Annotated in this window: 10 protein-coding genes and 2 pseudogenes; 9 read left to right on the top strand and 3 right to left on the bottom strand. The window is 57.4% G+C overall.

The window, feature by feature from the left end; all coding sequences use genetic code 11:
- Nucleotides 1-158 precede the first annotated feature (158 nt).
- A pseudogene (locus tag AB7008_RS09675) lies at nucleotides 159-1,078 on the top strand (IS3 family transposase); the annotation flags it as partial.
- Nucleotides 1,079-1,313: 235 nt separating this feature from the next.
- On the opposite strand, the gene AB7008_RS09670 reads toward AB7008_RS09675, so the two are convergent.
- Nucleotides 1,314-2,336 carry an IS110 family transposase gene (locus tag AB7008_RS09670; RefSeq protein ID WP_038937504.1) on the bottom strand — a complete coding sequence of 341 codons (1,023 nt, stop codon included), beginning with the start codon at nucleotides 2,334-2,336 and terminating at the stop codon, nucleotides 1,314-1,316.
- A gap of 83 nt (nucleotides 2,337-2,419) precedes the next feature.
- Here AB7008_RS09670 and AB7008_RS09665 point away from each other — a divergent pair.
- From AB7008_RS09665 to AB7008_RS09630, 8 genes and pseudogenes are all read left to right on the top strand, one after another.
- Nucleotides 2,420-2,689 (top strand): annotated as a pseudogene (locus AB7008_RS09665) (integrase core domain-containing protein); the annotation flags it as partial.
- An 89-nt stretch (nucleotides 2,690-2,778) separates the two neighbouring features.
- A complete protein-coding gene (locus tag AB7008_RS09660) occupies nucleotides 2,779-3,822 on the top strand; it encodes an IS110 family transposase (protein WP_370115753.1) in 1,044 nt (347 codons plus the stop codon).
- 857 nt (nucleotides 3,823-4,679) lie between these two features.
- Nucleotides 4,680-5,210, top strand: a complete 531-nt coding sequence (locus tag AB7008_RS09655) for a carboxymuconolactone decarboxylase family protein (protein ID WP_370115755.1) — start codon at nucleotides 4,680-4,682, stop codon at nucleotides 5,208-5,210.
- 188 nt (nucleotides 5,211-5,398) lie between these two features.
- Nucleotides 5,399-5,578 carry a hypothetical protein gene (locus AB7008_RS09650; protein ID WP_441258779.1) on the top strand — a complete coding sequence of 60 codons (180 nt, stop codon included), beginning with the start codon at nucleotides 5,399-5,401 and terminating at the stop codon, nucleotides 5,576-5,578.
- A gap of 1,376 nt (nucleotides 5,579-6,954) precedes the next feature.
- On the top strand, nucleotides 6,955-7,605 hold the full coding sequence (locus tag AB7008_RS09645; RefSeq protein ID WP_370115759.1) for a gluconate 2-dehydrogenase subunit 3 family protein: 651 nt from the start codon (nucleotides 6,955-6,957) through the stop codon (nucleotides 7,603-7,605).
- Nucleotides 7,605-9,368: a GMC family oxidoreductase gene (locus AB7008_RS09640; protein WP_441258778.1), complete on the top strand. Its 1,764-nt coding sequence runs from the start codon at nucleotides 7,605-7,607 to the stop codon at nucleotides 9,366-9,368. The genes AB7008_RS09645 and AB7008_RS09640 overlap by 1 nt, the downstream gene beginning before the upstream one ends.
- Nucleotides 9,365-10,429 carry a c-type cytochrome gene (locus tag AB7008_RS09635; RefSeq protein ID WP_441258777.1) on the top strand — a complete coding sequence of 355 codons (1,065 nt, stop codon included), beginning with the start codon at nucleotides 9,365-9,367 and terminating at the stop codon, nucleotides 10,427-10,429. Before AB7008_RS09640 ends, AB7008_RS09635 begins: the two co-directional genes overlap by 4 nt.
- An 823-nt stretch (nucleotides 10,430-11,252) precedes the next feature.
- Nucleotides 11,253-12,020, top strand: a complete 768-nt coding sequence (locus tag AB7008_RS09630) for an SDR family NAD(P)-dependent oxidoreductase (protein WP_441258776.1) — start codon at nucleotides 11,253-11,255, stop codon at nucleotides 12,018-12,020.
- A 360-nt stretch (nucleotides 12,021-12,380) separates the two neighbouring features.
- Here the strand turns inward: AB7008_RS09630 and AB7008_RS09625 are convergent, their stop codons facing one another.
- Entirely contained in the window at nucleotides 12,381-13,079 is a 699-nt protein-coding gene (locus tag AB7008_RS09625) for a hypothetical protein (protein ID WP_441258775.1), read from the bottom strand.
- A 558-nt stretch (nucleotides 13,080-13,637) separates the two neighbouring features.
- Nucleotides 13,638-14,915, bottom strand: a complete 1,278-nt coding sequence (gene ectB, locus AB7008_RS09620; RefSeq protein WP_441258774.1) for a diaminobutyrate--2-oxoglutarate transaminase — start codon at nucleotides 14,913-14,915, stop codon at nucleotides 13,638-13,640.
- Nucleotides 14,916-15,153: the final 238 nt, after the last annotated feature.

Below are 15,153 nucleotides of genomic sequence, written 5' to 3'. Positions count from 1 at the left end.
CAACTTCGACGTCCAGATCCCGCTGTTGGTCTCATTCAGCAACTGGCAATCGCAAGAAATCGATCGATACTCTGGGTCTCATCCACGGCGCTGCTGACCTTGCCCCACGGGCTTAATCCAGTTTGAAGTTCGCTCTGGTCCACGACAAGGACCAGAGCATGAAGCGCAGCCGCTTTTCGGACGAGCAGATCATCGGGATTTTGAAGGAGCATGAGGCCGGCGTGTCGGTCGCCGATCTGTGCCGCAAGCATGGCGTCAGCGACGCCAGCATCTACAAATGGAAGGCCAAGTTCGGTGGCATGGAGGTGTCGGAGGCCAAGCGGCTAAAGACGCTGGAGGACGAGAACACGCGACTGAAACGGCTGCTGGCCCACTCCATGCTGGACAATGCGGCGTTGAAGGACCTCTTGGGAAAGAAGTGGTGACGCCCGCGGCCAAGCGGAAGGCTGTCGCGCATCTCGTGGCTGCCCACGGGATGAGTGAACGGCGGGCGTGTAAAGCCATCGGCTGCTGCCGCATGACCATGAGATACCGGACGACCCGGGCGGACGAAGCCGGCGTTCGCCAGCGCATGAAGGCGATCGCCCAGGAGCGCCGCCGCTTCGGCTATCGGCGCCTCCATGTTCTGCTCAAGCGGGAAGGCTATCTGATCAACCACAAGAAGCTGTTCCGGCTCTACCGGGAAGAGAGGCTTGCGGTGCGCCGCCGCGGCGGCCGCAAGCGGGCGATCGGGACCCGGGCGCCGATGATGGTGCCGATGGCGCCGAACGACCGCTGGTCGCTCGACTTCGTGTCGGATCAGCTCACCGATGGCCGCCGCTTCCGTATCCTCACCGTGGTCGATGATTGCACCCGCGAGTGCCTGGCGCTGGTAGCCGACACCTCGCTCTCCGGCACCCGTGTGGCGCGGGAGCTGGACCGGCTGCTGATGGAACGCGGCAAGCCGAAGATGGTGGTCAGCGACAACGGCAGCGAGTTCACCAGCAACGCCATCCTGACATGGGCCGATCAGAGCCGTGTTGCATGGCACTACATCGCGCCGGGCAAGCCCATGCAGAATGCCTTTATCGAGAGCTTCATGTATAGACGGCCCCGCGGATGCAAGGGATTTCAGCAGCACTTTAGATACCGGTCGGGTGCGTTCATGTATCCGGCCTGTTGGTGCGACCGATGCCATGGTCGCTGGCCCTGATGGAGATCGCGGATCGAGGCCTCATCAACGGGTCGCGGGCTTGCTCGATCCCCAGCTCCGCCGGTGTCCATCATGCTGTCATTTGCCCTCACACCATAAGGTGGCCAACATACGCGGAAAGTCAGGCCGCGAGCTTAGGCCGATAGAATTCCCCGGTCGTCATCATCGCCCAGACGATCCGGGCCAACTTGTTGGCAACGGCGATGGCGACGACCATCGGCCGACGCCGTTCAAGCAGGGCTTCGATCCAGCCGCCTCCAACCCGGGAGCGAGCCTTTGGGTACCGAACGACGTTACGTGCTCCGATGACAAGCAAGTGCCTGAGATAGGAATCGCCCTGTTTCGTAATCCGGCCGAGCCGATCCTTCCCGCCGGTGGAATTCTGCTTAGGCGTCAGGCCAAGCCAGGCCGCGAACTCCCGCCCGGAGCGGAACATTGTTGCGTCCGGTACGGTCGCGGCGAGAGCCGTGGCCGTTATGGGACCGATCCCGGGAATTGAGGACAGCAACTTCGCCATCGGATTTACTCGCTGGATCTGAGTGAGCTCGCGCTCAATGGCCTCGACCTGCCGGTCCAATTCCTTCAGTTGGTTCACAAGGATGGCTAGTGCGATGCGGGCGTGGGCCGGTAGTGTCAGTTCCTCGTCATCCAACAAGTCCACCAGACCATCCACCCGTTGCCGGCCTTGCCCGACAATGATTCCGAACTCAGCAAAGTGAGCCCGAATCGCGCAGGCTGTCATGGTTCGTTGGCGGACCAACAAGCCTCTTGCACGATGAAGCATCAAGAAGCCCTGGTTCTCAACGCTCTTGATTGGAACGAACCGCATATTGGGACGGGTGACCGCTTCGCAGATCGCGGCCGCGTCAGCGGCGTCATTCTTGGCTCCTCTTCGTAGGTAGGGTTTAACATAGGCTGGCGGGATCAATCTCACATCGTGTCCAAACTGCCGAATCTCCCGCGCCCAGTGGTGAGCAGTCGCACAGGCCTCAATGCCGACTAGGCAAGGTGCGAGCGAGGAGAAGAACGACACGATCTCGCCTCGCCGGAGGCGTTGGCGACCGGCCACTTGGCCTTGGCCATCAACTGCATGGATGTGAAATACGTGCTTCGAAATATCCAACCCAATTGTCGCGATTTCCATGGTGAATTGCTCCTGTTACCGGGTTCGTCCATCCATCGCCAGTATATCGCCGGCGCGGAGGGAGCGGGGCCGTCTTCCCCATCAATGGCCGGCTGCGGGATGAATTGTTGAACGAGACGCTGTTCACGTCGCTGGCCCATGCCCGCGTCGCGCTCCGATGCTGGCGGACCGATTACAACGACGCACGACCACACTCGCGGCTCGGATGGAAGACGCCGTCCGAGTTCGCCTTCACCTGCGATCCGCGCCGGGATCTGGCGCTGCGCTATGCCGAGGGCTCCGCGCCAGCTCCCGTCGCTACCACCGCCCAACCGGGCAAATCCAACAGCCGGGGCGAACTCAGGACTGGATAAAACTTGATGTGGTGGAACGGCCCGCTCCAACAGCATCAAAGTGCTAGAACGTGGTCGTTGTTCGAACGCCACAAAGGAGGGACCGTTCCGTGAAACAGGTTATCACCATCGGGCTGGATCTGGCCAAGCACGTTTTCCAGGTTCACGGGGCGGATGCCGAGGGCTCACCCGTGTTCAACCGGAAGCTACGGCGCAGCGAAGTTCTGCGTTTCTTTGAGAAGCTGCCAGCATGCCTGGTGGGGATGGAAGCATGCGGTAGCGCCCACTATTGGGCGCGCGAGATCGCAGCTCTCGGTCATGAGGTCCGGCTCATTCCGCCGGCTTATGTCAAACCCTTCGTCAAGCGTGGCAAGACGGATGCGGCGGACGCTGAGGCCATCAGCGAAGCGGTGACCCGAAAGACCATGCGCTTCGTGCCGATTAAGACGGCTGAGCAACAGGCTGCCGCGATGGTGCTGAAGACCCGCGCTCTTCTAGTGCGGCAGCGAACGCAGTCGGTCAACGCGTTGCGCGCGCATCTCGCAGAATTGGGGATCATCGCCACCGCCGGCCTGGCAAAGGTTGAGGCGCTGGTCGCAATCATACGGGATGAGACAGATGCACGCCTGCCCGCAGCAGCGCGCTTCGCGCTGATGGCTATTGCCGACGAGATTGAAGCTTCAGCCGACCAGATCGAGAGGCTCGAGCGCGCAATCGTCGCGGAGGCCAAGCACGACGAGGACATGCGTCGGTTGACCACGATCCCTGGCGTCGGCGCCATTACGGCGGCGACCATCAAAGCGCTTGTGCCGGATCCCGGCGGGTTCAAGTCGGCTCGCCACTTTGCCGCCTGGCTGGGATTGACGCCGCGGCCTCATTCAAGCGGAGGCAAAGAGCGGTTGGGACGAATATCGAAGATGGGAAATCCAGAACTCCGCTCTCTCCTCGTTGTCAGGGCAACGGCCGTCTTGCGGCTTGTCCGAAACGACGTTCGGGCGCGGCCGTGGCTGAAGGCGCTTCTCGCCAGACGCCCCTTCAAGGTTGCCGCCGTCGCGCAGGCCAATAAGACGGCGCGGATCATCTGGGCGCTCCTGAACAAGGGCGGAATTTATCGGCGTCCCGACCCATTGGCGATTGCCGCGGTGACGCAGTGACCGCCAAAACGATCTGACCGGCGCAGGCCGGCAGAGGGCGAGGTGCAACAACAGGCGATGAACCCTGGGACGAAACCCCGAAACGAGTGAAGCTATTGCCCCCAATGCGCTCAAGCGCGTAAACTTGATTTAGCTCCTCGTTCCGCGGATCTCATCGAGGCCAGCGGCCTTATTGTGCCGCGCGCAAAGGCCGGACATATGACCGCACCGTTCCAATGTGTGAAATCGACTGAAAAAGCTCTTGCCTCGCGGGCCGTTCCACATATGGGGGCAAGGTCACAATACCAGCAAGACCTTCCCCGAACTCCATCTGCTCGCTGGGCTACAACCGAATAGCTCGAAGCCAACACTCGACGTTGCAGTCACATGTTGGCACCGCACCATCGGCGCGCCTGCCGGCATAAATTTTGCTGGTGGTGAGCTGAAACCGTACTTCCAGTGAAATCTCGGATCGATATTCCTGTTTCTCGAACCCAGGTGACTTCAATTGATGTCAAAGACGCAACTCCAGTCCGGACCTCCACGAGAAGACGAGACAGAGCCTGTTTCGAGAGGGTGGGTAAGGAACGCCGAGGTGAAAATAGCGGCTAATGGGACACGGATGAGCGGTTGCGGTGCTTGTTAGCGACGCGCGCCCCGAAACAGTTCTGCGGGACCAGCAAGTAAACGCTCCGTCATCTGACTATCTCATCAAGAGGACGATGGCATTAAGATTGGGCAGCATGTTCGAAGGACTACAACAGCAGTGAACGACGCCAGAATAGCTGCCGCTCCCGCATCACCTGCTTCCGAAAAGCGGCTCCTGGCGCTGTAAACAGCCGGTCGCGAGACGCTCTGAAAGTCGAGTGAGAGACATCATGTTGATGAACGAGTTAAAGGACCAGATACCGGATTTTGCCAAAGACGTTAGGACTAACCTAGCGGCTATGTTGGCCGACGAGACACTTACGCCAAAGTGCAAGTGCAGTCTATTGCTAGCCGTCGCGATTGCGACTCGCAATCACAAGATCATTTCCGCGATGGAATGCGAGGCTAGATCTGTAATGACGCCAGATGCCATCGCTGCTGTTAAATCCGCGGCTTTCTTGATCGCGATGAACAACGTCTACAATCCCTTTGTTCAACTCGCGTCAAACCTGGAATACAGGAAGATGCCTGCGCGGCTCCGGCAAGACCTCATCGAGAGTTCGAACGTTGACAGGGGCGATCTCGAGCTATGGTCACTGGCCATCTCGGCTATCAATGGCTGCGGCGCCCTCATGGACGAGCACGAAACAGCTCTGCAGCAGGAGTGGTTCAGTCCAACGGAGATCCAGACTGCCGTACGTTTTGCTGCTATTATGCAGTCAGTAGCCATCGCTATCGAGACAAGCGGTGACGTGAATTAATCTGAGTGGATCTACTTGAGCATGAACGGCATGTGCAGGCTGAGGCAAGAAGGCGATCGCTAGAATTCGGAGCTCCGACCCAGGACTGCCTGTGGCGCTCGAGAGAAAATGCCACGTGGGCGTCGTCCGATGGATTGCCCAACGTACTGCGTGATCAGGCCCGCTGCGCTTTCGGCGAGGTAGATCTTGTGACCAAACTCGACCAGCATGCGAACCTTACCGCGCTTGATCAGGTCGCCATGAGGTTCCAAGATGCAATAGTTCTCGTCGGTAACGAGCTGCTCACCAAGCATCACACGGCGACGTGCCTGATCAATGACACGACTTGCCAGCTGGCAGAAGTCTTCGACCTGCGCGCGGTTCTTTGATGGCTACGTCGGCGCAGACGTCTTGAGCACGGATCGCGCGGGTTCGTCGAGCCCAGTGCGTGCGTTTCCAACGCTCGCCAATGTCGATGAGCAGCCGGTATATGCGAGCCTGCTGGTCGTGACGCTGCCTCCTCGTGATACGCTGGACCTGGACATACGCCACCGCGCTGAGCGTGTACGGACACAAAACCCCTTGATTCTTCGCAATAGCAGGGCTTTGGCGAGACGGCGGACCAGGCGTGTGACGACGCGGACCTCATCACCTAGCAACGTATTGGCGGTTGGACGATGAATGCCGGTCTGCACCACCTCGTGTGGACCCGCAACTTATCGCAGTCCTTCAATGCTAGCTCGATCGCTGGCAGCCCCCCCCAAATTGTTGGCCGCTCTCAGCGCCTGTGGGGTCAGATGGATCAAGCCACGCTGAAGGGTATCATGCTTCGGCGCCGGCACCCAGTAGAAGGCAGGGAACTGGACGAAGCGTCAGGATCAAATGCTTAAGCTCTGATCTAAAGCATCTGGCGGCGCGCTCAATACAACGTAAAGCTCTACGAGATCCTGACTCAGAGCGCGAGCTTTCTAGATCAAGTACTCCATAATCTCTAGTTGCGCTCGTGCCAGACGGTGTTCGGGATTATGCCCTTTCATGCAAGGTGGGGAGCACTTTTGGACACCGAACGTCGACTGGCCGGACCGGCTCTACTCGATCTAGTAGTACCGACTTGGCCTCCAAACAGAGATACTCATCTGCTCGATACTTCTAGTTTGAAGCGCCCTTTGCCGGCGGCACGGGCGTCACTGGTAGGAGAGAGTGGGAAGAATGAAAACATCCGACCAATCCGATCAACTGGCGCGTGCGAATGTCCACGTTAGGAGCTTGAGCCCACCGTCATGCCAACCAATGGACACCAGGCCACAGCTTGTAACCCACCACGCCCCTCGCTTCGAGCAATCGGACGAAATACGCCGCTGCAACATGCTTGACGCCGGCAATCCGCATCGTCGTCCCAAAACGCTGCGTGCTATCGCCACTCAAGCGCTCGGGCGTGAAGCGGAGATTTCCTGCTCCACTAAGCCGCTGCTCGAAAGTAACCGTAGTCGCATCCCACAAATCAAACAGTGTCTGCTCATGTGGAGCTAGTTGCGATCAGACATTCTGTGGCCGGATGCATGATTTCCTGGGACTCTACAGCAGAAGCGGCTGTCACCGATTACACCTGCGAGGCCGGATCAAGATGAGAGATTTGTCCGATGATTATCCCTTGCCTCCCATTGGGCCCCTCCAAGGGAAGCATGGAAACGCTCACGTAACGCGCAGGAGTTTGCTAGCGGGTGCGTCTCTTTTTATCACCATGGGGGGGGCAAGCGCGCGGGTGATGACGAAGGCCTTGCCTTGGGAGCCCAATAAGGCCGATCCGGTGACGCCAGTCGTATCCGGGGGATATTTGTTCTTCACCGCAAAGGAGGCTGCCATTGTCGATGCGTTCGTGGATCGTCTAATTCCGACTGACGAACTCGGCGCCGGCGCTAAGGACGCCGGCGTCACGACGTTTATCGATCGTCAGCTGACCGGGCCGTATGGCGGTCATGATTCACTGTACATGCAAGGACCATTTTCGGAAACGCCACTGCCGAGCCAGGGACTGCAATCGCCGATGACACCTCGCCAGCAGTATCGGTTAGGGCTCGCCGCTCTCGATCGCTATTGCAGCGAGACCTATGGAGGGCGCGGCTTTGCCGAGCTCAGCTGTGAGAGGCAGGACAGTTTAATTCACGCGATGGAACAGGGCGAGGTTCAGTTCCAGAATTTCGATAGTCAGATGCTGTTCTCAGCCATTCACACTAACGCCATTGAAGGTTATTTCGCCGATCCGATCTATGGCGGCAACCGCGAGATGATAGGCTGGGACCTCGTTGGCTTCCCCGGTGCTCGCTACGATTATCGAGACGTGATGGAGAAACCGAACAAGCGCTACGAGCTACCGCCGGTCGGGTTGCAGGGCCGTCCTGCCTGGGGGAGCCGCTGATGGCCCGCCGTCTTCCCCGAAAGGACGTCGTTATCATCGGTCTGGGCTGGACTGGATCGATCCTCGCTTACGAGCTGTCCCGTGCCGGTCGCGAAGTGGTTGCAATCGAACGAGGCCCATGGCGCAATACCGCTACGGAGTTCAATATCGGCACGGTGCCGGATGAATTGCGGTATGCCGTGCGGCATGAATTCTTCCTGCGCCCCAGGCAGGAAACGCAAACTATGCGCAACAATCCTGCGCAGACCGCGTTGCCAATTCGCAAATGGGGCAGTTTCCTGCCCGGTAACGGGGTCGGTGGTAGCGGCATGCATTGGGGTGGCCAGACCTGGCGCTTCCTACCAGACGATTTCCGCCTCCGTCGCCACTTGACTGAGCGCTATGGCAACAAGAGCCTGCCTTACGGGAATGATATCCAGGACTGGCCAGTTTCTTACGACGAGCTTGAGCCCTATTATGACAAGTTCGAGCGCATGACAGGCATTTCGGGCAAAGCCGGCAATCTCAAAGGCAAAATAAACGCTGTCGGCAATCCCTTCGAAGGCCCGCGCTCGCGCGAATACCCAACGCCACCGATGAAGCAAGGCTATGCGCAGGAGTTGTTCACCCGTGCTGCAGTCGAACTTGGCCTACACCCATTTCCATTACCGTCGGCATGTATTTCGGTGGCCTACACCAATACTTACGGCTGCACTTTGGCCCCGTGCACCTATTGCGGCTTCTGTGAGCGGTTCGGCTGCGGGACATATTCGAAGGCCTCGCCGCAGACCTGCGTTCTCCCGGCGCTAGTCCGCGAGCCCACCTTTGAAGCCCGCACGGATTGCGAGGTGACTAAGATCAACCTTTGTGTAGGCGGCAAAATGGCGACCGGAGTGACCTATGTTGAGGCCGATGGTCAAGAGTGGGAACAGCCCGCGGATCTCGTGCTGGTCTGCGCCTACAGCCTCTTTAACGTTCGCCTCTTACTATTATCAGGCATCGGCAAACCGTATGATCAGGCGAGAGACGAAGGCGTGGTCGGCCGCAACTATACGTATCAGACCGCCACCGGTTCGACAGGTTTTTTCGACAGAGCCATATTCAATCCGTTCGGAGCCGCAGGCGGCCTCGGCCAAGCGTTGGACGACTACAACTGCGATAATTTTGACCATGACGCACACGGCTTTGTAGGAGGCGCCTCCATTACGTGCGCCTGCAGCAACGGACGGCCGATCCTCTACCACCCGGTGCCACGCGGCACGCCGAGTTGGGGTAGCGCCTGGAAGAAGGCGGTTCACGACAACTATCTGAAGGTGGCTAATGTCGACGCGCAGGGCAGTGTCATGAGCTATCGCAACAATTACCTCGATCTTGATCCGACTTATAAAGACCGGATTGGCCGTCCATTGCTGCGCATGACCTTCGATTACCAAGACAATGAGCGAAAGATGGCGAATTGGATGGCCGCCCGCTGTGACGAGATCGCAAAAGCCATGGGGGCCAAAGCCACACAGGTCAACCGCCTTAACGGCGCTTGGTCGGTGGTGCCTTACCGATCCACTCACAACACAGGAGGCGCCGTGTTTGGTAGCCATCCGAGCACCAGCGCGCTTAACCGGTACCTGCAGTCCTGGGACGTCCACAATGTCTTCGTGATGGGCGCCTCGGCGTTTCCTCAAAACCCAGGCTACAATCCGACGGGCACCGTTGGCGCCCTAACCTATTGGGCGCTGGACGCCATCTTCGAGTATATGAAGTCGCCGCGCCCCTTGGTGCAGGCATGAAGCGGATTGTAAAGAGAGTGGCGGTCCGACTCCGCCAGGCCGTAGGATTTCTACTGCTATTTGTGAATGTGGTGGCTGCTGAATCTGACCATTATGTAGACCTTATGCGCGGCAAGGCGCTGGTGATCTCACGCGATTCTGTCGCCCGTCACACCTCCCCCGGTGGGACGCCATTTGGCGAGTGGCTCCCACTGCAAACGCCCTTTGGACAGATCATTGCCCCGAACATTACGCCGGACGATACGGCCGGCATTGATAGCTGGTCATCTGATGATTTTGTCCGCGCTATGAATGAGGGGAGACGGCCGAGCGGCGATGATCTGAATCCGGCTTTTCCCTATGCCTATTACAACAAGGTGACCCGCGTCGATCTCGACGCCATCAATGCCTACTTGCCGACACTCGCTCCCATCACCAATCGGGCCAATCGCAATACGTTGCCGTCTCCTCTCAACATGCGTCCTTTGCATGCCGGTTTGGGCAAATTGTCAATCGACGAGATCGTGCGATATCTGAGTACGGGACAAACGGCTGCAAGCGTCGCTTCAGGCCCAATGAAAGACGTAATCGAGAACTCCACATCGACAATGCCGGAGGCCGACCTTAAAGCTATCGCGGTCCACCTAGAGGAGCGCGGTGCGACCGCCCCCCCTGCATCCGAGCCGCTAGCCGCTTCAGATCCGCTAATGCAGGCGGGCGAAGCCATCTTCATAGACACCTGCTCGGCCTGCCACACTCGAAACGGGGGCGGCATCGAGCCGATCTTTCCGAACCTTGTTGGCAATGGCGTAGTTACTCAGGACGATCCGACCTCGGTGATCCACGTCGTCATCGCCGGCGGACGAGCAGCGGCCAGCGACAAGCAGCCCACTCCACCTGCAATGCCCTCTCTCGGCTTCCGCCTGACCGATGGTGAGATTGCTGCGGTCGTTACCTATATCCGGAATTCCTGGGGCAACTCCGCTCCGGCGGTGGCGGCAGACACCGTGAAGGCCGTTCGTTGTCGCGAGAGCGGGGCGTCCATTGAAAGAGCTGGCCGGCTGCCTTCCTGTTGGAAGTGATCGGGTTGGATCACATTCCTTAGCTTTACATGGTTGAGGCCTCTTGGAGGTGAAAAGATGCGGCTCGTAAGGTGCACCCCAGAATGACAATCGACGTTCAACATAGCTTGCCAATCGCGCGGCCGACGTAAGTCATTTGGCCGGGCGATGACCGGAGTTGGACCGCAGTTGCGGGTGCGCCGCATAAAGCGGTAATAGGTAGCTTTCCGGCGATTCAGGGTCCAAAACGTCGACAATCATCCTGGCATAGACGGTTAAGCGCGCCTCGCGCCATCGATCCCGTTCAATGTGAACTCGTGCGTTCAAACGCTGCCGGACATTCAGGCCAGATCCAGCATAACACCGCTGCTCCCTGCCTGCAGTATGCGTTGAGCTTAGGTGTGAATGCCGATGCCGGCATCCTCGAGCTCGCCTACTAAGGTTTGCTACTGGACCCGGCAACGCTTCCGGCAGAGAGCGGGCGCCGGCCCGGACTTGGGCTACACGCAGCTCGCATTGTTCCCATCCGTCAACTTTCCTTCAGAAGCGAAGCCATCAACGACCATTACGCCTGCATCAATCCCTTTGAACCTTTCGAACTGCGCAATATCAGGAGCCTCTCCACTTTGTTGTGCGTGAAGGAGACATCCATCAAACACCGAAGTGCAGTCGACTCGGATGCGATGCGGGATCTCAGGTGCAGTCCCTGCGGCATCGCGCAAAATGGAATGGCTTGCAATGGATCATTCGTTTGAGATAGCTCAACGAAATCGCACATCATGTCTAGTCAAATCAGTGAAGGCGAACGACCACGCTCGACGTATGTGGCAACACTCAACATTCGATGGACCTTTGCGGCAAGGTCGCATTCGTCGTCGGTGGTTACGGAGCGGTTGGCACAACAATCTCCGAAACACTCGCTGCTGCTGGAGCAATCAGCGTCATTGCGGGGCGAAACGGCGGCCAGGCACGCGCGCTAGCTCACCAATTAAGCGACAGGGGCTATCTTGCGGAGGGCCTTGAGCTCGACGCAACCAACACTGAAGCAATCAGAGAACTCTCAAGCTCACTGGTACATCATCATGGTTCGATTGACATTCTAGCAAATTGCCTCGGTTTCAATAAGGAGCAGAGGCTACTCGAGGTCACAGAGGAGGCCTTAGGAGTCTTTGATGAGGTCTACTCAAGAACGTTGCGAGCCGGGATGTTCCTGTCTCAAGTAGTGGCCAAGCATCAAATTGCTGGTAGGGGCGGCAGTCAAATCCACCTCCTCTCGGTTGGATCATCACTTGAATTCCGGGATCGGGGCTACAGCTCCTTTTGCGCGGCAAAAGGCGAACTGGCTGTTCTGCTAAAGCAGCATGCGACGGAGCTGGGACCGCACGGGATTACTGTCAACGGCGTGGCTGCTGGCAGGGTTCGGACGCAAAAAAACGACAGGGCGCTCGAAGATGCATCGACGTTTAGGCAAGCTACCGCGAATGTTCCTTTCGGCCGTCTGGCAACGCCAGCCGATGTCGCCGGCGCGGTACATTTCTTCGCATCGGAGCTCTCGCGTTTTGTGACGGGGCAAATACTATACGTCGATGGTGGTCTCAGCGCATGCAGGTAAGGGCAGCCCGAGAAGATGTCCATCCTAAAAGGGAGCTAGCCGCGGGATCTGGTCGCGGATATCTGCTGTACAGCTGGGATCACCCGCGCTGACCTAGGACGAGTTCAAGTAGCTCCAAGGGGAGAACGGCAGGAAGTAGAAGCTGGTCGACGATTTGTCTCGGCAAAGAGAGGCTGCAGGACGTGATCCGCCGGATGGTAGAAGCCTGACCGGAGGCGCTGTAGATCGACGAATCTGTGGCGAGTGGCAGATGTCGACCCGCACGGCCTCGCATCTCGATTTCGATCAATCGCCCAATAATGACAAGTCCCAGGCGACAGATTGAATTGAATTCCTAACACTCGGTCATGCAGGCACAAATCAGGGCGTCAAAGTCAGCTCGCTTCCGCGATCAACGAGGCTCTTCAACTCCTCGCCTGTTTGCCAAACGAGGCAATCATCGTCCACGATGTCCTCTCCGATCAACTGTAATATCGATCCGCCGGGTTCGTGATGAGAATATCCGTAGACCACCCCTTTTTCCAATAGCTGGCGCGCGACTAGTGCACATAGGAAGTCCGGAGCCCACATAGCCAAGGACACTCCGCGTGCTAGTCCCGCCATTACCTTCGACATCCCCAGTCCTCTGAAGTCGTTGCGAATCCAACGGTCGCCAAGATAAGCTACCTTACCGGTTATCTTCTTCGCGCTCGGCGCTGTGCAGCGACAACGATCCTGAGGATGTGCATGCAGAGCCGGGTCCGCGAAAAACGCCTTCAAAGACTGGAGGTGCTCGGCCAAGTTGCTGCCGGAAAGATCGTACAGTCGGGCGGCCTCCAAAAGAGCAACGTTGCTATTTCTATCGACGCCCACAATCCAAAATCCCTCGCCCAATTCAATTGGCGAACGGTCCGGTCGAAAATTCGGATATGTCCGTCCCTTTGTTGGAGTAGCCTGCGTAATCGAGATATATTCATCAAAATCGAAGCCTAGCGAGATCTTTACTCCGTTTTTAGCGGCGGCCGCGTCATATTTTTGCAAAAAACGTGAGACGTTCAACGGATCAATTACGGTTTTCATTCCTTGTTCCTTGCCACTTATCCCCTCGGCTTTGAACAAACATACGAGGAATTACTCTAGGTAAGACAATGGCTCATCTATCGTCGACTGCCTGATCTGGCGGGGAACACCGAGGCAACAGTTGGACAGGCCTCGTCAAGCCCGCGAGTACAAGCTCTTGGACGAGTCGCACTGATCGAACGACACGAGATGCTGGGCCATTTAAGCGCCGTCCAACAATCATCGACGAAAGACAGGCAGATCTGCTCATGCGATTCGCTACTTCCTAAGGAGGCCGCGTCGACCGCGCGACCTTTATTTGACGTATGGTGCGCAAAGTTCACAACTGGGCGACGTTGCAACCCCGTGGTCTATGTGACGGCTCTGGACAAGCTCTGTACGACGGTCACACTCTTGGCCCATCATCTCGCGTTGAGAGGCAAATCGAGGCGCTCTTACCTGGCGCCGACGTCCCTAGCCGCTTTGTCGAATACTTAGTAGGTTGCAGCCAAGTGATCCGCAAACCAAGGAGCTCGGCGGATCATCCTAAAAGCCGTACTCGACCCTACAACGGTGAAGCTATTTAAGTGAAGCCGCCAACGACCTCTCTAATATATCAAGTCCTTGTTCTAGTAGCTCTTGATCAATCGTTAGTGCGGGCATGACTTTTAGGACCTGATCATCCGGCCCGCATCGTTCGATCATCAATCCCTCGTCAAATGCCGTACGTGCCGTCGCCTGGGCAATTTCGGCGCTGTGACAGTCAAATCCCCAAACCATGCCCCGCCCTCGGACGGAAAACCCTCCTCCATACTCCGATGCGATAGCGTCAAGTCGGCTGCGCATTAAATTCCCCATACGCTTAACGCCGTCCGAAAACGTCTGGCTCCGCCAATAAGTGTTTATAGCTGCGGTTGCCGATACCAGAGCAAGATTGTTAGCTCGAAACGTACCCGTGTGTTCTCCCGGCTCCCATACGTCCAAGCCTTCTTTGATCAGCACCATCGACAATGGAAGGCCATAGCCGCTCAGCGATTTAGACATCACGATGATGTCTGGCGATAGTTCTGCGAACTGGAAGCTAAAGAACTCGCCCGTACGGCCACAGCCCATCTGTATATCGTCCACGACAAAGAGTGCACCTGCATCTCTCGCGATAGCCTGAATTGACCGCAGCCATTCTTTGCTGGCTACGTTTATTCCCCCCTCTCCCTGGACGGTCTCAACGAGAATGGCGGCGGGAGAATCGACACCACTACTTTTGTCCAGCAGAACGTTCCGTAGATAATCAGCCGTATCGAAATCTGGCCCGAGATAGCCATCAAAGGGTACGAAAGTCGCGCCAGAGAGAGATACGCCGCTGCCCGCACGATAAAACTGATTAGCGGTCGCGGCCATGGCTCCTAAACTCATACCGTGATAGCCACGGGTAAATGAAATGACGTTCTTACGTCGCGTGACCTTCCGGGCGAGCTTTAGAGCCGCTTCGATCGCGTTAGCGCCAGTTGGCCCAGTGAATTGAGCGCGATATCGAAGATTCCGCTCCTGAAGTACTATAGAGCTAAAGGTCTTCAAGAATTCGAGTTTTGCTGTCGTGCTCATATCGATCGCGTGAACGACAGCGTCCGAATTCAGATACTCGATAATGGCCGCTTTGATCGCATGATTGTTGTGGCCATAGTTTAACGCGCCAGCTCCGGCAAAGAAATCAATGATTTTTCGGCCCCTGTCCGTCAACATTATGGAGCCGCGCGCTCGGTTGAATGTAGCCGGAAATATACGCGAGTACGAGCGGACGTTCGATTCTAGCGTTTCGAGTACCTGGAGCTCTCGCGTTTCGCCGATTATCCCATGCATGGTCGTCTTCTCCGGAATATGATGACCCTCAGGAAGCAACAAGCCGCTACAGAAATAGCGACAGCAAACCCGCTCGCCCCTTCTGAACGCATCTCTCAGAAGGGTCTCACCTTACTTATATTAGCCTCGCGGAGAACGAACCTACCAATGCTTGTAGTCGATCGAGGTCATATAAGTCGGCCGCCACTGGGTTCGAGAAGAGTCGTGTACGCAAGCCGATAGACCAGTTTGCCGCCCA

The sequence above is a fragment of the Bradyrhizobium sp. 521_C7_N1_3 genome (assembly GCF_052075975.1).
Lineage (GTDB): Bacteria > Pseudomonadota > Alphaproteobacteria > Rhizobiales > Xanthobacteraceae > Bradyrhizobium > Bradyrhizobium japonicum.
Note: the sequence above shows the minus strand (reverse complement) of the source record. Positions and strands in the feature narration are given on the sequence as shown.